The 21,790-nt window shown below is 65.0% G+C and carries 16 protein-coding genes and 1 pseudogene; 10 read left to right on the forward strand and 7 right to left on the reverse strand.

All coding sequences use genetic code 11. The annotated features are described in order from the left end of the window. The first annotated feature begins 14 nt into the window (after positions 1-14). From GVL12_RS13275 to GVL12_RS13290, 4 genes are all read left to right on the forward strand, one after another. Positions 15-1,175, forward strand: coding sequence for a porin (locus GVL12_RS13275; RefSeq protein ID WP_159914687.1), 1,161 nt, complete (start codon positions 15-17; stop codon positions 1,173-1,175). 47 nt (positions 1,176-1,222) lie between these two features. Beyond that, positions 1,223-2,203: a tripartite tricarboxylate transporter substrate binding protein gene (locus GVL12_RS13280; protein ID WP_159914688.1), complete on the forward strand. Its 981-nt coding sequence runs from the start codon at positions 1,223-1,225 to the stop codon at positions 2,201-2,203. Positions 2,204-2,747: 544 nt separating this feature from the next. Next, positions 2,748-5,528 carry an HAD-IC family P-type ATPase gene (locus GVL12_RS13285; RefSeq protein WP_159914689.1) on the forward strand — a complete coding sequence of 927 codons (2,781 nt, stop codon included), beginning with the start codon at positions 2,748-2,750 and terminating at the stop codon, positions 5,526-5,528. Positions 5,529-5,600: 72 nt separating this feature from the next. Then, positions 5,601-7,106 carry a DASS family sodium-coupled anion symporter gene (locus GVL12_RS13290; protein WP_159914691.1) on the forward strand — a complete coding sequence of 502 codons (1,506 nt, stop codon included), beginning with the start codon at positions 5,601-5,603 and terminating at the stop codon, positions 7,104-7,106. Positions 7,107-7,229: 123 nt separating this feature from the next. Here the strand turns inward: GVL12_RS13290 and GVL12_RS13295 are convergent, their stop codons facing one another. From GVL12_RS13295 to GVL12_RS13325, 7 genes are all read right to left on the reverse strand, one after another. Continuing rightward, the gene (locus tag GVL12_RS13295; RefSeq protein WP_159914693.1) at positions 7,230-8,237 is read right to left on the reverse strand and encodes a tripartite tricarboxylate transporter substrate binding protein; all 1,008 of its coding nucleotides are present in this window, start codon (positions 8,235-8,237) and stop codon (positions 7,230-7,232) included. Between the two features lie 83 nt (positions 8,238-8,320). Further along, positions 8,321-9,535, reverse strand: a complete 1,215-nt coding sequence (locus GVL12_RS13300) for an acyl-CoA dehydrogenase family protein (protein ID WP_159914695.1) — start codon at positions 9,533-9,535, stop codon at positions 8,321-8,323. Positions 9,536-9,553: 18 nt separating this feature from the next. Beyond that, entirely contained in the window at positions 9,554-11,119 is a 1,566-nt protein-coding gene (locus GVL12_RS13305; protein ID WP_200843736.1) for an AMP-binding protein, read from the reverse strand. Positions 11,120-11,268: 149 nt separating this feature from the next. Next, positions 11,269-12,231 carry a LysR family transcriptional regulator gene (locus tag GVL12_RS13310; protein ID WP_159914699.1) on the reverse strand — a complete coding sequence of 321 codons (963 nt, stop codon included), beginning with the start codon at positions 12,229-12,231 and terminating at the stop codon, positions 11,269-11,271. 459 nt (positions 12,232-12,690) lie between these two features. Further along, positions 12,691-13,242 (reverse strand): type 1 glutamine amidotransferase domain-containing protein, encoded by a 552-nt coding sequence (locus tag GVL12_RS13315; protein ID WP_159914701.1) that lies wholly within the window; start codon positions 13,240-13,242, stop codon positions 12,691-12,693. 373 nt (positions 13,243-13,615) lie between these two features. Beyond that, positions 13,616-14,398 (reverse strand): IclR family transcriptional regulator, encoded by a 783-nt coding sequence (locus GVL12_RS13320; protein WP_159914703.1) that lies wholly within the window; start codon positions 14,396-14,398, stop codon positions 13,616-13,618. Then, a complete protein-coding gene (locus GVL12_RS13325) occupies positions 14,395-16,020 on the reverse strand; it encodes a sigma 54-interacting transcriptional regulator (RefSeq protein WP_159914705.1) in 1,626 nt (541 codons plus the stop codon). Before GVL12_RS13325 ends, GVL12_RS13320 begins: the two co-directional genes overlap by 4 nt. 458 nt (positions 16,021-16,478) lie before the next feature. On the opposite strand from GVL12_RS13325, the gene GVL12_RS13335 reads away from it, so the two are divergent. The 6 genes and pseudogenes from GVL12_RS13335 to GVL12_RS13360 form a co-directional block, all read left to right on the forward strand. Next, positions 16,479-17,330, forward strand: a complete 852-nt coding sequence (locus GVL12_RS13335; protein ID WP_159914709.1) for an alpha/beta fold hydrolase — start codon at positions 16,479-16,481, stop codon at positions 17,328-17,330. Positions 17,331-17,423: 93 nt separating this feature from the next. Then, on the forward strand, positions 17,424-18,326 hold the full coding sequence (locus GVL12_RS13340) for a VOC family protein (RefSeq protein WP_159914710.1): 903 nt from the start codon (positions 17,424-17,426) through the stop codon (positions 18,324-18,326). Between the two features lie 45 nt (positions 18,327-18,371). Further along, entirely contained in the window at positions 18,372-19,598 is a 1,227-nt protein-coding gene (locus tag GVL12_RS13345; RefSeq protein ID WP_159914712.1) for an acyl-CoA dehydrogenase, read from the forward strand. A 95-nt stretch (positions 19,599-19,693) separates the two neighbouring features. Then, entirely contained in the window at positions 19,694-20,476 is a 783-nt protein-coding gene (locus GVL12_RS13350; RefSeq protein WP_159914714.1) for a 2-keto-4-pentenoate hydratase, read from the forward strand. A gap of 49 nt (positions 20,477-20,525) precedes the next feature. Next, the gene (locus tag GVL12_RS13355; RefSeq protein WP_159914716.1) at positions 20,526-21,473 is read left to right on the forward strand and encodes an acetaldehyde dehydrogenase (acetylating); all 948 of its coding nucleotides are present in this window, start codon (positions 20,526-20,528) and stop codon (positions 21,471-21,473) included. A gap of 10 nt (positions 21,474-21,483) precedes the next feature. Then, positions 21,484-21,790 (forward strand): annotated as a pseudogene (locus tag GVL12_RS13360) (4-hydroxy-2-oxovalerate aldolase); the annotation flags it as partial.

A 21,790-nucleotide genomic window follows, 5' to 3' on the forward strand; every position in this document is an offset into this window, starting at 1 on the left:
CGAGGAGACATAGCATGCAGAAGAAGACAGCAAAAAGCACCGTGAAAAAGAACGCCGCCGCCTGGATCGCCGCCCCGGCGCTGGGCCTGGCCTGCCTGGGCGCCCAGGCGCAGAGCAGCGTGACGCTGTATGGCGTGGTCGACAACGCCATACAGCGCACGACGGCCGGCGGCGTCGGCTCGGTCACCGGGCTCTCGACCGGCGGCAACGCCACCAGCCGCATCGGCTTTCGCGGCAGCGAAGACCTCGGCGGCGGCTGGCGCGCCGGCTTCCAGCTGGAGAGCGGCCAGAGTACCGACTCCGGTACCGGCCGCGCCAGCAACACCAACAACCAGGTCAGCGGCGCGACGGCGGCCGGCGGGTTCACCTTCGATCGCATGTCCTATCTGTCGCTGGGCCACAACCGCTACGGAGACCTGCGTCTGGGCCACGACTTCGCGCCCACCCACTACAACAGCATCATGTTCGACCCCTTCACCACCGTCGGCGTGGGGCGCGTCGGCAACTTCACCTTCTCCGGCCTGGGCACCACGCCCGTGCCCTCCGCGATCACCGTCAGCAACTCCCTGAGCTACTGGCTGCCGAAGAACCTGGGCGGCGTCTACGGCATGGTGATGGTGGCCAGCGGCGAGAACGCGTCGAATGCCCCTGACTCGCATGACGGCAACCTCGCCGGCGCCCGCATCGGCTACGCGGCCAACGGCCTGGACGTGGCCGCGGCCCTGGGTCGCACCCGCTATGTCAGCACCGCCACGCTGGGCAACTACACCCACGCCAACGTGGGCGTCAGCTGGGATGCGGGCTTTGCGAAGTTCTACGGCCTCTACAACGTCGTGCAGCTCGCGCTGTTGTCGGGCGAAGCGCGCAAGCACACCGCCGAGCTGGGCGTGCAGGTACCGGCAGGCCCGGGCAAGATCAGGGCCAGCTACGCGCGCCTGGAGGACCGCAGCAACGCCGGCGTGCGCAACGCCAACGGGTCGGCCCGCAGCGACAACGATGCACAGCAACTGGCGGTAGGCTACGTGTATGACTTCTCGCGGCGCACCGCGCTCTACGGCTCCTACGCCCGCATCCGCAACCAGGGCCAGGGGGCCTACAACGTCAGCGGTGGGCGGGCGCCGCTGCCGGGCCGCAGCTCCTCGGGCCTGGAGCTCGGCCTGCGCCACGCGTTCTGAGCGTCGCCACGCGCACGGCTCCACCACGATCAAAACGGAAAATATCCATGTTCCAACAAGACAGAAGACATCATCTGCGCAGCCTGGGCGCATGCGCCCTCGCCGTGTCGGCCTGGCCCGCCCTGGCCGCCGCCCCGTTTCCCTCCAAGCCCGTCACGCTGATCGTGCCCAATGCGCCCGGCGGCGCCATCGACCTGCTCGCGCGCCTGCTCGAGCGCCAGCTCAACGAGCGCTGGGGGCAGCCGGTGCTGGTGGTCTACAAGCCCGGCGCGGGCACCGTGCTGGGCACGGACTTCGTGGCCAAGTCGGCGCCTGACGGCTACACGCTGGGCCTGGTGGTCACCTCGCATGTGATCAATCCGGCGCTGCGGCCGAAAATGCCATTCGACACCCTGAAAGACCTGACCGGCATCACCCAACTGGCCAGCTCGCCCATCGCCATCTCGGCGCGGCCGGGCCTGCCGGTGCAGAACCTGCAGCAGCTGATCGACTACGCGCGCCGCAATCCGGGCAAGTTGAGCTACGCTTCGCCCGGCAGCGGCAGCTCCATGCACCTGGCCGCCGAGCGGCTGAAAACCCTGGCGGGCATCGACATCCTGCACACGCCCTACAAGGGCAGCGGCGGCGCCTACCAGGATGTGTTCGGCGAACGGGTGGACCTGATCTTCGACCCGCTGTTCTCGTCGCTGCCGCACATCAAGTCCGGGCGCATGAAAGCGCTGGCCGTCATCAGCGCGCAGCGTTCGCCGATCGCGCCCGACCTGCCCGCTGCGGCGGAAACGCTGGCCGGATTCGTGGTGGACAGCATTTTCGGCCTGGTAGCGCCTGCGGCCACCCCCGCACCGGTGCTGGCGAGCATTCACGCGGATGTGGTGCGGGTGCTGCGCACGGATGCCATGCAGGCGCGCATGGCCGAGGTCGGTTTGACGCCTGTCGGCAACCCTGCGACCGAGTTCAACGCGTTCATCCGCACGGATATGGCGCGCTGGGCGCAGGTGGTGAAGCAGGCCGGGGTGACCGTGGATTGAACCGCGCCGATGGGGCGGGGTGCCGCCGGGCGGGTGCCCAGGCGGCCGAGCGGCCGATGCTGGAAGGGATCAGGCCGTGGACGTTGCCCTCGAACAGGCCCGGCCCCCGCTCGGCGCTGTGGCGAGCGCCGCCTGATCGCGCTGGCCTGCAAACACAGCGGCCGCACGCCGTGCCATTTGCCTGCATTTCAGCACCCAGCAAGGGAGGCGTTTTGCGAGGGCCAGGCCATGGGCACTCGGCGCGGTACCTAGAAAGAGAAAACGGACCTTCGTGTCTTCTTTGGACTTTTTCAGGCCGACCCGCCCGCACAGGCCCAGAGCCACAACGACTCAAGTGCGCTCAAGTCCAATGACTTGAGCCACGTCAAGTCCGTGTCTCGCAAGAGCCGGTAAAACAGGCAAGTGTCTGGAGCGGATTGCCAATCTCCAAAGGGCTGCGTCGAAGGATGGATGGCCGCTGACATCATGTTGAAGCCTTGAGCTATCCAAAAATCCGCTCCAGATAGCCGTTGCCCCTCCGCTACACCTGTGTTCTATTACATCCATGACCCTCGCTACATCCTCCGACCCGGCTGCGGCGCACGCCCAGACAGCGACCGATAGCTGGGCCAAGCCAGCAGACGCCGTGCTGCAAGAACTCGACTCGCAGCGAGAAGGGCTTATGCCGCATGAGGCCGTGCGTCGCCTGGCGGTGCATGGAGCTAACGAACTGCCAGCGCAGCAGCGCACGCCCGCACTGCTGCGCTTTCTCCTGCAGTTCAACAATGCGCTGATCCTCTTCCTGCTGGCCGCCGCCGCACTGGCTGGTGCGCTGGGGCACTGGGTCGATGCCAGCGTGATCGTCGCTGTCGTCACCGTGAATGCCATCGTCGGCTTCGTCCAGGAAGGCAAGGCCGAGGAGGCCCTGAACGCACTGCGTTCCCTGCTGGCGCCCAGCGCCAGGGTGTTGCGCGCCGGGCAACGCGCATCGGTACCGGTGGCCACGCTGGTCCCTGGCGACATCGTGCTGCTGGAGGCCGGCGACCGGGTGCCGGCCGATCTGCGCCTGCTGCGCGCGCGCGGCTTGCTCGTCGACGAGGCGATTCTCACGGGGGAATCCGTCGCCAGCGTCAAGACCGAAGCCAGCGTCGACGCCAAGGCGGCGCTGGGCGACCGGGAAGGCATGGCTTACTCCGGCACGCTGGTCGCCGCCGGCCAGGGCGTGGGGCTGGTGGTCGCCACCGGCAGCCACACCGAAATCGGCCGCATCAGCAGCCTGCTCGGCTCGGTGCAGTCGCTGACCACGCCGCTGCTGCGCCAGGTCAACCAGTTCGGGCGCCGGTTCACGGTGCTGTCCATCGTCGTTGCCGGGGTGCTCTTCGCCTACGCGGTCGGGCTGCGCGACATGGACTGGGTCGATGCGCTGATGGTGGTGGTCGCCATCGCCGTCTCTCTCGTGCCCGAAGGCCTGCCTGCGGTCATCACCATCACGCTGGCGATCGGGGTGCGGCGCATGGCCGCACGACATGCCATCGTCCGTCGTCTGCCGGCGGTGGAAACCTTGGGTGCCACGACGGTGATCTGCTCCGACAAGACAGGCACCCTCACCCGCAACGAGATGACCGCCTGCCGCGTTGTCACCGATTCGGCCTGCATCGGCGTGGGCGGCTCCGGCTACGCCCCGGTGGGGGCCATCGACCTTCCCGAAGGCAACGAGGACTTGCCGACCAACGCGCGTCGATTGATCGAGGTTGGCCTGCTGTGCAACGACGCGCAGTTGCTGCAGCCCGAACCCGGCGATTGGAAGGTCGACGGCGACCCCATGGAAGGCGCGCTGGTGGCCTTGGCCATGAAAGCCGGTCTCGAGCCCGATGCCTTGCGTGCGGGGCATCCCCGCGCCGACGAGATCCCGTTCGATGCGCAGCACCGGTTCATGGCCACACTGCACGTCTTGGCAGACGGCGGGGCGCAGCTGCTTGTCAAAGGCGCGCCGGAGCGCGTACTGGCCATGAGCAGCGGCCAGCTCGATGCCGATGGAACAACGCAGCCGCTGGACGCCGCTTACTGGCAGCGCAGCATTGCCGATGCGGCATCGGCCGGCGAGCGCGTGCTCGGCTTCGCCATGCGGCGTCTTGACGCCGCGCCGCCGCAGCTTGACTTTGGCGCAGCGGGCGAGCTGGTCTTCCTCGGCATCGTCGGTTTCATCGATCCGCCCCGCGCGGAAGCGATGGCGGCTGTGGCGGACTGCCGCAGCGCCGGCATCGCGGTGAAGATGATCACCGGCGATCATGCGGCCACGGCCGCCGCCATCGCCGCCCAGCTGGGTTTGGCGGAGCAGCCGGTGGTCGTCACCGGGCAGGCCATCGATGCGGCCTCGGATACCGAGTTGCGCGCATTGGCCCTGCAGGCGCATGTTTTCGCCCGCGCCGACCCCGCACACAAGTTGCGCGTGGTGCGGGCGTTGCAGGCGCAAGGCCATGTGGTGGCGATGACCGGCGACGGCGTGAACGACGCACCCTCGCTCAAGCAGGCCGATGTCGGCATTGCCATGGGCAACAAGGGGACCGACGCGGCGAAGGAGGCCGCGCAGATCGTGCTGGCAGACGACAACTTTGCCTCCATCGTGGCCGCGGTGAGCGAAGGCCGGACCGTGTACGACAACATCCGCAAGGTCATCGCCTGGACGCTGCCCACCAACGGCGGCGAGGTTCTCGCCATCGTGGCGGCCCTCATGCTGGGCCTTACGCTGCCTATGACGCCCCCGCAGATCCTCTGGATCAACATGATACTGACCATCACGCTCGGATTGGTGCTGGCCTTCGAACCCGCCGAGCCTGGTGTGATGCAACGGCTGCCGCGCAGCCCGCAGGCGCCGCTGCTGTCGCCCTTCATGCTCTGGCGCGTGGCGTTCGTGTCGGTGCTCTTCACCGTCGGGGTCTTTGCGATCATGGCCTGGGCGCAATACCGCAGCTTTGGCACCGAACTGGCGCGCACGATGGTGGTCAACGTACTGTGCGTGATGGAGATCGCCTATCTCTTCAACGTGCGCTACCTGCACATGGGCTCCTTCACCTGGCGCGGTGCCCGCGGCACACCCGCGGTTCTCTGGGCGATCGCCGCAGTCGTGCTGGCGCAGCTTGCCTTCACCTACCTGCCCTGGATGCAGGCGCTGTTCGATACGCGTGACGTGCCCTTGATCGATGGACTGGTCATCCTTGGCGTCGGCGTGGTGTTGATGGCCGTGCTCGAAGTCGAGAAGGCCTTGCTGCGCCGCTGGGGCTTGTTCGCCGATCTCGGCGCGCCCGCCACCGGCGGGCGGCCTGTGCCCGGCGAAGTTTCTCGCTGAAAAGTCGGATCCGCCTCCCGCGCAAGGCCTCGCAGATTCATCCGCATCCATCAACTCCAAGGATAGACACCGATGCTCTCCCGCGCCAAGGCCGCATTTCGCTATTTCAGCGAGGCGGTTCCCTTCCGGCTGGGCCCGGCCCTGATCAGCACCGCCGTGCTGGTGCTGCTGCTGTTGATCCCCTGTCCCGAAGGCCTCACGCCCAAGGCCTGGGGCCTGGTGGCGATATTCTTGACCACCATCGTCGCCATCATCCTCAAGGTCATGCCGATCGGGGTCATGGCGATGATGGCCATCGTGATCGTCTCGCTCTCGCAGGTCACCTCGAACTCATCCAAGGGCGCAATCACCGATGCACTGAGCAGTTTCTCCAACCCTCTGATCTGGTTGATCGTGGTGGCAATCCTGATCTCGCGTGGCCTGAAGAAAACCGGCCTGGGCAGCCGCATCGGCCTGATCTTCATCTCCCTGCTGGGCAAGCGCACCGTGGGCATAGGCTACGGGCTGACGGTCTGCGAACTGGTACTGGCCCCCTTCACGCCCAGCAACACCGCGCGCGGCGGCGGCATCGTGCATCCGATCATGAAGTCGATTGCCAGCACCTTCGACTCGGATCCGGCCAAAGGCACCCAGGGCAAGGTCGGCACTTACCTGGCGCTGGTCAACTACCACGCCAACCCGATCACCTCCGCGATGTTCCTGACCGCCACTGCGCCCAATCCCCTGGTGGTGGACTACATCGCCAGGGCGACCAACCAGGGCTTTCATCTGACCTGGACCACCTGGGCGCTGTGCATGCTGCTGCCAGGCCTGGTCTGCCTGCTCGTGATGCCCCTCGTGATCTACCTGCTGTCACCACCGGAATTGAAGGCGACGCCGAACGCCGTGGAATACGCGCGCTCCGAGTTGCAGAAAATGGGGCCGCTGACACCGAGGGAAAAGGTGATGATGGGCACCTTTGGCCTGTTGCTGGTGCTGTGGGCGAACGTCCCGGCCATGCTGCTCGGTCCCGCGTTCACCCTGGATCCGACGGTGGTCGCCTTCGTCGGACTGTTCATACTGATCATCACCGGCACCCTCGACTGGGACGACGTCCTGTCCGAGAAGAGCGCATGGGACACGCTGGTGTGGTTTGGCGCGCTGGTGATGATGGCCGAGCAATTGAACAAGGTGGGCGTGATCGCCTGGTTCTCGGAAGGCATGAAAGGCGCCATTGTTGCCAGCGGCATGGGATGGGAGCCGATTGCCGCCATCCTGGTCCTGGTGTTCGTGTTCTCGCACTACCTGTTTGCCAGCACCACGGCGCACATCAGCGCGATGATGTTCGCGTTCCTGGGTGTAGGCGCCCAGTTGATCCCGGCGGAGTATGTGGTGCCTTTCATGCTGATGATGACCGCGGGATCGGCCATCATGATGACGCTCACCCACTACGCCACCGGCACCTCGCCCATCATTTTCGGCAGCGGATACGTCACTATGGGCAAGTGGTGGCGGGTAGGTTTCGTGATGTGCGTGGTCGAGCTGCTGATCTTCGCGGTCATAGGCAGCATCTGGTGGAAGGCGCTGGGATACTGGTGAGGCGGCCGGCATTGCGCGTCGCAGTTTCGGCGTCGTGCGAGTCCCCGCAGCGGTGTTCGTCAGCCGCGTGCCGCAGCGCCTGAACTGTACTTGCGGCGCCCAGGCACGCGGCGCGCCCACGCGTTACATGGGCTCGATCAAGGCCTTCTTCATCATGGTCTCGGTCAGCCCCATTTCCTTGGTGAACGCCCGCCGGTAGGTCTCGCCATCCATGGGCGAAACGTTGCCGCCTTGCTCCTCCAGCGCGGCGACCACGGACGGCTGCCTGAGCGCCTTCTCGAATGCGGCGCGCATGCGTGCCACGATGGGCTCGGGCGTGCCCACGGGTACCGAGACACCGCCCCAGGACATGAGCTCCACTCCGCGCACACCCAGCTCGGCCAGTGTGGGCACCTGGGGCAGCTTGGGGTTGCGACGGGGGCCGGCAATCGCCAGGGCGCGCAGCTTGCCCGCCTGGATGTTGGCGTACGCGACGGAAAAGATGGGCGCGCCGAAGCTGACCTGCTGGCCCATGACGGCATTCACGATTTCCGATGCCCCCTTGTAAGGCACATGGGTGACCTGCACGTCGACCGCACTCAGAAACAGCTCCACCCCCAGGTGTGACGGCGTGCCTACGCCGCCCGAGGCATAGTCGAGCTTGCCCGGCGCCAGGCGGGCCTTGGCCATCAGGTCGTCCAGCGTGCGGATGTCCGACGCTGCGTTGACGATGAGCACGATGTCCGAACTGGTCAAGCCCATCACATGCTGGAAGTCCTTGAGCGCGTCATAGCCAGGCGCCTTGTACATGTGCATGCTTGCGGCCATGGGCGCGCTGGAGTAGATCCAGGTATAGCCGTCGGGCGCGGCCTTGGCGGCCACGCGCGCGCCCAGGTTGCCGCCCACGCCGCCACGGTTCTCTATGATCACAGGTTGGCCCAGCTCGCGCGCCACGGCCTCCTGGATGACGCGCGCCGTGGTGTCGGGCGCCGTGCCCGCCAGAAAAGGCACGATCCACTTGATGGGGCGCGCAGGCCAGGGCTCGGCTGCGCGCGCCGCGCCCAGGCCGAGCAGCGCGGGCGCGGGCAGCAGGCCGGCGGCCAGGCTGCGGCCAAGGAATTGCCGGCGATGCAGTGATATGGGAATGCTCATCTTGCTTGTCTCCTGTCTTTATATGGGAAATGTCCTCGCGGCAAGCCGTGCATGGCAGCGGCCGTTGCGGCCTGCCGCCTGCTTCAGGCCCGCGGTGCCAGCAGTTCCCTGGCAATGGTGTTGCGCTGTATCTCGCTGGTGCCCGTCAGCACGCGGTACATGCGCAGCATGCGAAAAAGGAATTCCACGCGCCGGCCCTGCACGATGCCCTCTCCGCCATGGATCTGCACCGCCCGGTCGGCAATGCGAAAGGCGGTCTCGGAGCAGAACAACTTGGCCATGGAGGCTTCGGCGCGGGCCTCGCTGCCGGCGTCGATCTGGCGCGCGGTGCCCAGCATCAGCGCGCGCGCCGCACTCAGCTCGGTCGCCATGTCGGCAAGCATGTGCTGGATGGCCTGGAACTCGCCAATCGCGCGGCCGAACTGGCGCCGTTGCAGCGCGTAGTCGCGCGCATCGCGCAGCGCCACCTGCGCCAGGCCCAGCATGGCCGGGCAGTGCAGCAGCCGGTTGACGGTGATGCGCCCGAGCGCCAGCGCCAGGCCCCGGCCCGGCGCGCCGATCAGATTGGCCGACGGCACGCGACACGATTCCAGCACGATGTCCCCGGTGTGCGACTGGCCGGCCATGGTCTTGTAGCCGCTCTCCACGCGCACGCCCGGGGATTTGAGGTCCACGAAGAAGGCCGTGATCTCGCGCTGCGCCGGGTCGCTGGCCGTGGACGCCATCAGCACCGCATAGTCGGCAAACGGCGAGCCCGAGATGAAGCGCTTGCGCCCGTCGATCACGAAGTCGTCGCCGTCGCGCACCGCCCGGGTCTGCACCGCGCCCGCGTCCGATCCGGCCTCGGACTCGGTCAGCGCAAAGCAGATGGCCTTCTCGGCCTGCGCCACGGGAGTGATGAACTGCTGCAACTGCCAGGGCGTGGCCTGGCGGGCCAGCGCGCCCACGCGCGGCGGGCCGCTGAGCTCGCCCAACACGTGGGGCGCAAAGGGCGAGCCGCTGGCGTAGATCGCCTCCTTGATCAGCACATGGTCCAGCACCGAGAGGTCCAGGCCGCCCATGGCCTGGGGCAAGGTCATCCCGTAGAAGCCCAGCGCCTGGGAACGTTTCCAGACCTGCTGCAGCAGGCTTCGATCCGCGCCGTGCTCGTGATCGACGCCATGCGTGCGGGCCAGCGCGTCGAGTTCGCCGAGCAGGAACTCGTTGATGCGCGCGATAAGCTCGGCCGCGCGCTCCGAACCCTCGAATGGCAGGTCGAATAGCGGGGCAGGAAGGGGAGAGATGGAATCGGTCTTCATTGCGTGTCTTTCTCGTGTTCAGTTCACCATGCGGCTGTGGCCGCTCCAGTAGCGCGCCTGGATCGCCTTGCGCATCACCTTGCCGTTGGGGTTCTTGGGCAGGGAGGCAACGAATTCGATATGGCGCGGCCGCTTGAAGCCGCCCAGCAGCTGGGCACAGAAGCGGTCAATGGCTTCGGCATCCGTGGTGCGCCCGGGCTTGAGCACCACATGCGCGGCCACGGCCTCGCCCCATTTGTCATCCGGAATGGCGAAGACGCAGGCATCGGCAACCGCCTCGTGCTGGTAGAGCACGGCCTCCACTTCCGAGGGATAGACGTTGAAACCGCCGCTGATCACCATGTCCTTCTTGCGGTCCACGATATAGACATAGCCTTCGGCGTCCGCGCGCGCCAGGTCGCCCGTGTGGTAGCGGCCCTGCTTGAGTACCTCGGCGGTGAGCTCGGGCGCGCGCCAGTAGCCGGCAAAGACGTCGGGCCCGCTGACCACGATCTCGCCGATCTCGCCCGGCGCCACGGGAAGGCCTGCATCGTCCACGATCTCCACCAGCGATTCGAGGAAGGGGCGCCCGCACGAGGCCAGGCGTTCGGGCAGGGCTGCGCGCGCGAAAAGGTGGTCCTCCACCGAAAGCCCGCAGACACCCGACGTGGTCTCGCCGGCGCCATAGCCCTGCGACAGCACGGGCCCGAACACATCCATGGCGCGCAGGATGCGCGCCGGCGCCATGGGCGCTGCGCCATATCCCAGGCGCAGCAGGTCGGGCAGCGGACGGTACTGGCCTTCGAGTTCGGCCAGCAACATATTGATCATGGTGGGCACCATGAAGGTGTGGGTCACGCGCTCGGCACGCATTTCGGCGATGAAGCGGCCAGGCTCGAAGCCCGAGAACAGGCGTATCGTCGCGCCGCTGCACAGCGCCGGCACGAGCTGCATGCCGGAGGCATGCGTGATCGGCCCCACCAGGCCCAGCAGGTGGCCGCAGCGCATGCCATCCGAGCGCATGAGGAACTTGCGCAGCTGCGCCAGGCGATTGCCAAAGGTCTGCATCGCGGCCTTGAGCACCCCGGACGATCCCGAGGTGTAGTGCAGCACGGCCACCTCGTCGGCCGTGACGCGCTCGGCCATGAAGGCATCGCTGGCCTGGTCCAGCGCGGTCTCGTAGGAGGTCTGCGCCGGGCCGTCGAGCAGCAGCAGGCGCGGCATGGCGCCGTGGATGTGCGCGCGAAACGCCTCGGCTCGCTCGGACGTGGTGACGATCACCGCCGCCTCGCTGTTGGCCGCAATTTCGCCGACTTCGGTAGGCGACAGGCGGGCGTTGAACGGCGCCTTGATGAAGGCGGCCTTGTAGCAGGCCAGCTCTATCTCGACGATCTCGGTGCAATTGGGCAAGTAGACGCCGACACGGTCACCGCGCACCAGGCCCATGCCACGCAAGGCGTTTGCCAGGCGGTTGGAGCGCTGGTCCAGTTCGGCATAGGTCAGGCTGCGGGTGGCGCTGGTGACGGCGGTGTGCCGGGCGAAGGCGCGCGCGCTGCGCGATACGAGTTCGCCAACATTGGCGATGGTGGGGTCGGGTTGTGGCATATGTCTCCTGGTGTGGGCCATGTCCGTGTCGGCAGGGCATGGAGCCAATGTCACAGAAGACGGGGATCAGGAGGAAATACTGTTTGCTGATGCCGGTCCATCAAAAAATCTGATGCCATAGCGCCGCCAGGCCGCTGCGGCCCCGCGGTTCAGGCCGGCAACTCGGCCTGCCAGCAGCCCGCCAGCACCAGCCGTCGGGTTTCCTGCACCAGCGCATCGACCACGACCTGGGTCGGGGCATCGACCACCCGGTCCGCCGATGTCGCCAGCGTGTAGGAACGCTGCAGCTGCGGTGCGGCGACACGCGCCACCACCCAATCCCTGCGGTCCTGGTGCGGGCTGTCGGCCAGCGAGCAGGCGGGCGTGAAGGTGAAACCCGCACCGCACTGGTAGAGCGAACGGATGACGCGCGCCGAGTCGTGCTCATGCACGACGTTCAGGCTCACGCCCAGACGGCTCGCAGCTTGCTCCACGGTCTGGCGGATCGAGAAGCGGCGCGACTGCAGCACCAGCGGCAACCGGGCCGCCTGGGCGAAGTCGATCTCGGGGTAGCCACCCGCTGTCGAGGCGCGCAGCAGCGGGGCCACCGTGCCGTCGACGTCATGGCCGCAGACGAAGATCGTTTCGCGCGCCAGCGGCGTGCAGCGCAGGCTGTCGAGCTGGGGCGTGTCCACCAGGATGCCCACATCGGCGCGCCGGTCGAGCATGGCCTTGCGCACCATGAGGCTCAGGTCGTCCAGTACGAACACGCGGATGCGCGGGTGGCTGCGCTGGAGCCCGGCAAGCACCGGTCCCAGCAGCAGCGAGGCCAGCAGGAACGGCGTGGCCACCGTCACCGATCCTTCGGGCCCCTGGGGCAGGCGCTGTATCCGCTCGCGCACCGCGTCAGCGTCCGATAGCAGGCGGCGCGCATCCTCGTACAGCTGCATGCCCGCAGGCGTAGGCGTCACGCCCGCATGCGAGCGGTCGAAAAGCCGCGTGCCCAGCTCCGCTTCCAGCTTCTTGATCTGCGCGGAGAGCGCCGGCTGGGCCACATACAGCGAGCCCGCAGCACGCGACAGGCTGCCGGCTTCCAGCACGGCGATGAAATAACGAAGGGTGCGCAGGTCCATGGGCTCTACTCTACTGTGGCGTCGGCGCAGGCGATGGATGCATCCATGTGCGCGCGCCAGTCTCCTGCCCGGCCATCGCCGGCGAACACATTGCCATTCGATTCGAGCAGTGCTTTCTTTTGGCCCGGGTTTTCCTAGCGCGCAAAGCGGCTGGGCAGGAACGGCTGCGCCGGCACGAGCGTCGGCTCGCCGCAGAACTGTTCTGCCAGCAGGCGCGCCGAGGCCGGCCCCAGCGTAAGTCCCTGATGGCCATGGCCGAGTCACCGTGCCGGGCACGCTGGCATAAATGACGTGCGGGGTGAGCTGCGTGTATCCATTCCACTCAGGAAGACCAACCGGATGAACACCCATAAGCATGCCCGACTTACCTTCGCCCGGCGACTGGCGATGGTTAAAGATGATCGCTGCGTCTGTTATGGCGAATGCGCGCCGACACATGGCATGCAACCGCACGGTGGATCATGCCGGCGCGCCAAGCACTTTCAGGAACTGTTCGTTGAACGCGGGAATGTCGTCAGGTTTGCGGCTGCTGACCAGTTGGTGATCGACGTGCACCTGGGCATCCACCCAACTGGCACCTGCATTGGTGAGATCGACCTTCAGGCTCGGCCAGCTGGTGAGGGTGCGTCCTTGCACCAGTTCGGCGTCGATCAGCAGCCATGGTCCATGGCAGATCACGGCGATCGGCTTACCCTGCGCCGAGATGCCTTTTACAAACGCCCGCGCGTCTTCGTCAACGCGCAGTGCATCCGCGTTCTGCACGCCCCCGGGCAGCAGCACCGCATCAAAGTCCTCGGGGCGCGCGTCCGCAATCGTGCGCTCCACCTGGAAGCTGTCGGCCTTGTCCGCATGGTTGAAGCCCTGGACCGTGCCATTTTGGGGAGCCAGGATGCTGACCTGAGCACCTGCTGCTTCAAGCGCCTTTTTGGGGCCGGTCAGTTCGACCTGCTCAAATCCATCGGTGACGAGAACGGCAACTTTCTTTCCGGAGACATTGGTGTTGGTGGCCATGGGTTTCCCTTGCTTTGGACAAAAGCAGACTTTCATCGACGCCGCGCCAGGCCCCTGTAGTCAGAGTTCCATAACCCGGCCGGATCCGGGCATTGCCGCTCTTGTCTTACAGAGCGTACCAGCGAAGGCCCCCCTCCTCACACGCCATGAAGCGTTGCGCTCTTTATATGCGGCCCAGCGTATAGGACCGCTATGCGGCCCGCGCTATCCTTGCCCGCCCTCAACAGCGGGGCTTGCCGCGCACCGGGTCAATCTGCACTCGATTAATCGAGCATGGAGGACTTAAAAATTGTGAGCGGCTGCTCGATACCAGTCTGCAGTTCATCCATCTCGCCTTGTTGGCTTTGCTACTCAGAAGATCGTAAACACGTTCTCAGGGCTCAACCGAACTTTCGGGCTTCAGCGCGGGATAAGCTTGGCGCTGGCGAATCTTCCACGCGGCTTCCTCTAACACTTCCTTGATCTGGATCGGGTCGGCTCTCTGAATGTTGTCGGGACTGTCCAGCAGATTCAAGGCCGCCACATTGTCTCCTTCGGGGCTGAACACTGGCACGACGGCGGCGCCGAGGTTGGACTCAAGCTCTCCCCAGGACATGTAAAACCCGGATTTTTTGATCTGATCCAGATGCGCTCGAAATTCCTCCCAGGTCCCGCCCATATGGTTCGCGCTGATGTCGTCGGCATGCGTCAGGTAGATCTGGCGCTGCTGGTGGCGCGGCAGCCAAGACAGCAGGATCTTCGAGCCGCCTGAACGGAACATCGGGCGCTGTCGCCCGCGGCTACGCGCTACGGAAGTGGTGATGGGCTTGAGCGCGTGCACCCGGTGGATGTCGATGATTTGCTTGCGGTTGATGAGTACCGTCAACACCACTTCCCTGTTTGTCTTGGCGGACAACTCATGCATGATCGCGTCGGCCGCGAGCAGTACGGGATCGCTCTGGCGCAACTGGTAATCCAGTTCGATGATGCGCGCGCCGAGCGCGTAGTTGCCCGCCGCTACTTTCTTCAGCAGGCCGAAATCCACAAGCTCCTTCATGTAGCGGTAGCCCGAGGCACGCGTGAAGTGCAAGGCCTGACAGATTTCGTCGGGCTGCCAGACAGGATGCTCTCTGGAAAAAAGTGAGAGGATGGAAAGGACTTTGGCGGGACTGCTCATGGCGTATACGAAGGGAGTTGTGGCTCATCTATCTTCTTGAGGTGGTAGCTCAGTCTGGCGCGAGTCATCCCGAGATTGGCTGCGGCCAGCGTCAGGTTATCGTTGTTGTGGCGCAGGGCTGCGCGCAACAGCGCATCCTTGACGGCATTGAGACTGCCCACTCGGTTCTGGATGACCTGCGATGCCCAGTCATCGACACCACGCCAGGCGTTGGCGGGCGAAGCGGCAACCGGCGGGCTGGGCGCAGGCGCGCCGATCTGGACCAGTGCCTGTGACAGCGCAGCCCGCACGGCATGACACTTGTTCGCAACCTCGCCCAGATACGCGGCCTGGATTGGCGATCCATCGGGGCAGAGAATGACCGCCCGCTCGAGCACATTTTCGAGTTCCCGGATGTTGCCCGGCCAGGCGTAGTTCAGCAACACTTCGCGTGCCTGGGCGCTGCAGCGCAAAATCCGTTTGCGGTATTTGTGGGACAGCCTCTGGATGATGCCGGCGGCCAGTTCCGGAATTTCATTCCTGCGTTCGCGCAAGGGCTGGATGTGCACCGGAAACACATTCAGTCGGTAGTAGAGATCCTCCCGGAAGCGACCTTCATGCACCAATTTTTCGAGCTGCTCGTTGGTGGCGGCGATCACTCGAATGTCGCAGCGCACGGTGGTGGTGCTGCCCAGCCTTTCCAATTCTCCGGTCTGCAGCACACGCAGCAGCTTGCTCTGTGCACCCGGGCTGAGCAGCGCGACTTCGTCCAGAAAGATCGTGCCGCCATGGGCCTGCTCGAACTTACCCTTGCGCGACAGCGTGGCGCCCGAGAACGCCCCGCGCTCCGCGCCGAACAGCTCGGATTCAAACAGCTGCTCGGGTATGGCCGCGCAGTTGATCTCCACCCAGGGCTGTTGCGACCGCAAGCTCATGGCATGCAGTTCACCGGCAATCAGGCTCTTGCCTACGCCGCTTTCGCCGAGCAGCAGGATCGTAGCGTCGGTGGGTGCAACCTGCTGCAGGATGGCCGCCATTTCCGAGCCTTCGCGCAAGATGCGGTGCGAGAGCCGTTGGGGTAACGCACGGCCTTCTGCAGGTGCTTGGCGGGACGCGGATACCGGCGGGGCCGCGCCCTGCCCGAGATGGAGTGCCGGCAGGTCCCGATCGACATCCTGCGCATTGCGCGCAGCGCGCGCAAAGAACTGATGGATGACTTCGCTGGGCATTACCTGGCGCGCATAGGTCACATGGAAGTTCCGGCCGAAATGCTGTTGCAGGAAGCCCGTCGCATAGCCCGTGATCAGCCACACCAACGCGTTTTCATGCTGGACCAGACTTTCGGCGTCAGCGCACTGTGAGACGTCGAACACGCAATTCCACTCGATGGCGCCATCTTGTGCGTCATCGCTGGTCAAGCACTCGGGCCGGACCCGGCTGCCTTGCAGGTGGCCGCGCAGGCTATCGAGGAACGACTGCATCGAATGGTCGGTCGGGCTCTCAGGCAAAGCCACGGCTTCGCAGCGCCCCAGGTGGAAGCCGTGGCGCTTGAGCGATTGGCACGTGCTTTCCTGTCCGAAGACGCGCAGCAGTTCCTTGAACAGCAAGGCAAAGCCCTTGTGCGCCTGCAGGTCGGCCAGCAATTCACCAAGGTCCAGGCCAGCCGTGCGTGCACGTTCGCTGCGCATTTCACCGATGCGCTGCGCTTCACTGTTGTGGCAGTCCGCTTCCAGTTGCATGTTTGTCTCCTTGCATTTTTATTGGAATGAACAGCATTTTCCAGAAAAATCGGCAAGAGGAGTGGAAAAAATTATCAACAACTTGGAATTTATTTTTGATAAATCTCAATATTTGAGATTTATTAAAGAAATTTCACGCCTCAAAGTAGGCCGAATTCTCCAGGAAATAAAAAACCTATTGATTTCAATGACTTGCAACGACTGTTCTAAAAAAATAGAAATTGGCACGTAGATTGCAACAGCAAGGTATCAGTCCTGGGAGAAGACCCCCACTCAACCCGCTGCAAGCCATGCAGTAGCAGCGGCCGAACGGCGGTCGATCCGGGGACGTTTCACCGAGAAGCCATACAAGGAGAGCCCATATGGGTGCAATCACAGAAGCCTCGACCAGCAAGTTCATCGACGTCGAGGAAGGCGAGATCAAGGGCCGCATCCACGTCAACGATGCTGGCAATGGCGAAGAGGTAGTCGTGATGTTTCACGGCTCCGGCCCCGGCGCCAGCGGTTGGAGCAACTTCCACCGCAATGTCGATGCCTTCGTGGACGCGGGCTACCGCGTGCTGCTGATCGATTCGCCGGGCTTCAACAAGAGCTATCCCCTGGTCACCGCCAGCCGCGATGGCGCTTACGCCCAGGCAGTCAAGGGCGTGATGGACCAGTTGGGCATCGCACGGGCCCACATGATCGGCAACTCCATGGGCGCGGCCACAGCCATGCGCATGGCGGTCGATTATCCCGAGATGGTAGGCAAGCTGATCATGATGGGCGGCGGCTCAGTCGGCGCAAGCACGACCGTGCCCATGCCTACCGAGGGCCTCAAACGCCTGCAAGGTCTCTATCGCCAGCCGACGATGGAGAACCTGCGCCTGATGCTCGATATCTTCGTCTACGACCCGTCCACGCTGACCGAAGAGCTGATCAACGGCCGCTTCGAGAACATGACGCGCCGGCCCGAGCACCTGACGAACTTCGTGCAAAGCCTGGGCATCAGTGGGGGCCGCTCCAACTACAGCCATCTGCTGCCAAAGCTGACACTGCCGACCATGGTCATCTGGGGTCGGGACGACCGCTTCGTACCGCTTGACCTGGGTTTGCGCATGTTGTGGGGCATGCCCAACGCCGAACTGCACGTCTTCAGCCGGTGTGGCCACTGGGCGCAGTGGGAGCACGCCGACCGATTCAACCGGCTGGTGCTGGATTTTCTCGCACGCTGATCCGCATCGCAAACCCGTTTGCAGGCTGCAGTGCCTTTCGCCACGGAATGTGGGTAGCGCTGGCCTTTCATAACAAGACGCAAGGAGCTCAAATTGTCATCCATATCCAACCTCGGCTATGTCGTGATCGGCAGCCGAAAGATTGCCGAATGGCGAGATTTCGCGGTCGATATTCTGGGCCTGCAGGTCGGCCGCCACGACCCCGGCAAGCTGCTGGCGCTGCGAATGGACGACATGCAGCAGCGCATCGTCATCGAGGACGGTGATGAGGAAGATCTGCGCGCAGCCGGCTGGATGTTCAAGACCGAGCATGGATTGCAGGCCTATGTGCAGCGGCTGCGCGAAGGCGGCATTGAAGTGCAGGAGTGCTCACTCGAGGAGGCCGCCAACCGCCGCGTGGAAAAGCTCTACCGCTGCCAGGACCCCAATGGCTATGCGCTGGAGTTCTATTGCGGGGGCTATGTCGCGCCAAGCAACCAGCCGTTCAAGTCCGCGCTGCTGCGCGGGCCGGGCTTTCGCACGGGCGACCTCGGCATCGGCCATGTGCTGGTGCGCGCCAATGACTATGCGCAGTCCATCGATTTTTACCAGAACCACCTCGGTCTGCGCCTGAGCGACATCATCCGCGGCGAGGTGCGCCCCGGCTACGTGGCCGAGGCCGCGTTCTTCCACACCGCAGGAGGTCGCCACCACTCGCTGGCCACCGCCGCGGTGAACATTCCCAAGGTGCTGGGCCACCTGATGGTGGAGCTGTACAGCCTCGATGACGTGGGCATGGCCTATGACCGCTGCCGCGTGGCCGGCCTGCACTTCGCGCGTGAACTGGGCCACCACCCCAATGACCAGATGACCTCGTTCTACGTCGAAACCCCTTCGGGCTTTTCGATGGAGTACGGCTGGGGCGGCCTGGTGGTGGAAGACGACAACTGGACCGTCAAGACTTACAGCCAATTCAGCGACTGGGGCCACGCACGTCCCGGTCAGGCCGCGCGCTAGACCCGCCGCTTGCGCGCAAACAAACCACATTCAAGGAGAACCACTATGTCCACCATCACCGACACGCCCTTCACCCAGACCGACGCGCCCAGCGCGCAGGAGCTGGTGGCCCGCGCCACGGCCTTGCTTCCCATGCTCAGGGAAAAGGCTGCTTCCGTTGAAGCCAATCGCATGGTATCCAAGGAGACCATCCAGGCTTTCGTCGAGGCCGGCTTCTTCAAGATCCTGCAGGAAAAGCGCTGGGGCGGCTGGGAACTGGATCCCAGCGTCTTCTGGCGCGTGCTGATGGAGCTGGGCCGTGGCTGCCCGAGCAGCACCTGGAACATGATGATCCTGGGCGTGCACCAGTGGGAATTCGGCCATATGGATCCGCAGGCGGCCGAAGACGTCTGGGGCCAGGACAACTCGGTCATCGTTGCCTCCTCCTACGGTCCCACCGGCCGTTGCGAAAAGGTCGAGGGCGGCTACAAGCTCAGCGGGCAGTGGAAATGCTCGAGCGGCACGGACCATGGCCAGTGGGCCTTCGTCGGGGGACTGGTGCGTGACGAAAATGGCGCCGCCATAGACCGCATTGCGCTGCTGGTGCCGCGCACCCATTACCAGATCATTGACGACTGGTACGTTTTCGGCCTGGCCGGCACAGGCAGCAAGAGCCTGGAGATGCACGATGTGTTCGTGCCCGCGCACCGCACCCACAGCCTGTCGGCATACCAGCTCAACGACCGCCCCTCTTCCTACCTGCACCCTTTCGGCACCATTTTCTGCGGCTCGGTGTCGGCGGCGCTGGTGGGCTTCGCGCAGGGCGCGATCGACACTTATATCGAGCAGATGAGCACGCGCACGCTCAGCGCCAACGTCAACATGAAAGCCGCCAATGTCAACCCCGCGGTGGGCGACCGCCTGGGCCACGCCGTGGCCAAAGTGCGCAGCTGCCGCGCGCGCCTGCTGCACCTGATGAACGAGTCGGCCGAGTACGTCTACCGCCGTGAACTGGTGCCCGAGGACATGCGCGTGGGCCACATCCTCGATATCTCGCGCGTGGGCAACGAGTGCTCCGAAGCCGTACTCAAGCTGTTTCCGGCACTGGGCGCGCGCGGCCTGTACTCCAACAATCCGATGCAGCGCTTCCTGCGCGACATTCTCGCGGGCTCCAATCACATGACGCAGAACATCGATGATTCGGCCGGCTTCACGGGCGCCCGCCTGCTGGGCACCGCGCTGCCCCCGACCGCCTACGGTATCCAGCGCAAGGCCCCGAGCGAAAAGCGCTGATCCTGCCATCCCTGCTGTGCCCATGCCACGCCCCTCCCTGAAGCGGATCTGGCGGGCGCAGGCCGGTGGACAGCCCCTGTTTTGAAAGATAGCGCATGAACAGCAAGAAAATCGAGAATGCCGCGGCGGCATTGCGCCACGCCCGCGCCACGCGTGCCGCCATCGGCCAGGTGTCGTCGGAGTACGGCATCGGCAGCGTCGATGAGGCCTATGCCGTCGCCGAGCTCAATCGACAATGGAAAGTCGGGCAAGGGCATCGCGTCACCGGCAAGAAGATTGGCCTGACGTCCAAGGCCGTACAGGCCCAGTTGGGCGTGGACCGGCCGGACTTCGGCTTCCTGTTCGACGACATGGAATATCTCAACGGAGATGTTCTTCCCGCTACGCGACTGATCCAGCCCAAGGTCGAGGCGGAAATCGCCTTCGTCGTACAGCACAGCCTGTCGGGTCCCAAGCCCAGTTACGGCGAATTCCTGTCGTCGCTGGCCTACGCGCTGCCGGCGCTCGAGATTGTCGACAGCGCGATTGCCGACTGGAACATCACCCTCGCCGACACCGTGGCCGACAACGCCTCTTCGGCGCTGTACGTTCTGGGCGACCAACCTGTGGCCGTGGCCCAGTTGGCGCTGCAGGGGTTGGGCATGGTCATGGACAGGAACGGAGCGATGGCATCAACGGGCGTGGGTGCTGCCTGCCTGGGCCATCCGCTGCGGGCCGCCTACTGGCTGGCCTGCGAAATGATGGCGCGCGGCCATGGACTGCAGGCCGGCGAAATCATCCTGTCCGGCGCGCTGGGCCCGATGGTGCCTGTGCAGGCCGGCGACCACGTCGAAGCCCGCATCCAGGGCCTGGGAACGGTGCAGTTCCGACTGGACTGATGGTGTCCCACGGCCAGCGCCAGTGCCTCCTTGCAAACACGGTGAACTTATGAAAAAACTCAAGGCTGCCATCATCGGCAGCGGCAACATCGGCACGGACTTGATGATCAAGATCCTGCGCCACGGCCAGAACATCGAAATGGGTGCGATGGTCGGCATCGACCCGGCCTCCGACGGCCTGGCGCGCGCCGCGCGCATGGGCGTGGCGACCACGCACGAAGGCGTCGAAGGACTCACGCGCATGCCCGGGTTCGCGGACATCGATTTTGTCTTCGACGCGACGTCGGCCGGCGCGCATGTGAAGAACGATGCCTTCCTGCGCGCACTCAAGCCCGGCATACGCATGATCGACCTCACGCCCGCGGCGATTGGCCCGTACTGCATTCCGGTGGTCAATGGCGAGGCGCATCTGGACGCGCTCAACCTGAACATGGTCACCTGCGGCGGCCAGGCGACGATTCCCATGGTCGCGGCGGTCTCGCGCGTGGCCAAGGTGCATTACGGCGAAATCATCGCCTCGATCGCCAGCAAGAGCGCGGGCCCGGGCACGCGCGCCAATATCGACGAGTTCACCGAAACCACCTCCAAGGCCATCGAAGTGGTGGGCGGCGCGACCCGTGGCAAGGCCATCATCGTCATGAACCCGGCCGAGCCGCCGCTGATCATGCGCGACACGGTCTACACGCTCAGCGACTTCGCCGACGAAGCCGCGATCACCGAATCGGTAGCGCGCATGGCCGCGGCCGTGCAGTCCTATGTGCCGGGCTACCGCCTGAAGCAGAAAGTGCAGTTCGACCGCATAGCTCAGCCCATACGCATTCCGGGCGTGGGCGATGCGCTCACGGGCCTCAAGACTTCGGTGTTTCTCGAAGTCGAAGGCGCGGCGCACTACCTGCCGGCCTACGCGGGCAACCTCGACATCATGACCAGCGCCGGCCTGCGCACGGCCGAGCAGATCGCTGCGCGCATGCTCGCCGCGAACCTGACCACGGCCTGAGGACAGCACCATGAACAAGAAAATCTATATCTCCGACGTCACGCTGCGCGATGGCAGCCATGCGATCCGCCACCAGTACAGCATCGAACAGGTCCGCCAGATCGCCCGGGCGCTGGACGACGCCAAGGTCGACTCCATCGAAGTCGCGCATGGCGACGGCCTGCAGGGCTCGAGCTTCAACTACGGCTTCGGCGCCCACACCGACCTCGAATGGATAGAGGCCGTGGCCAGCGTGGTCAAGCACGCGAAGATCACCACGCTGCTGCTGCCGGGCATAGGCACCGTCCATGACCTCAAGGCCGCCTATGACGCCGGCG

It is taken from the genome of Pantoea sp. 18069 (genome assembly GCF_902706035.1).
In the GTDB taxonomy this organism is placed as follows: Bacteria; Pseudomonadota; Gammaproteobacteria; order Burkholderiales; family Burkholderiaceae_C; genus Comamonas.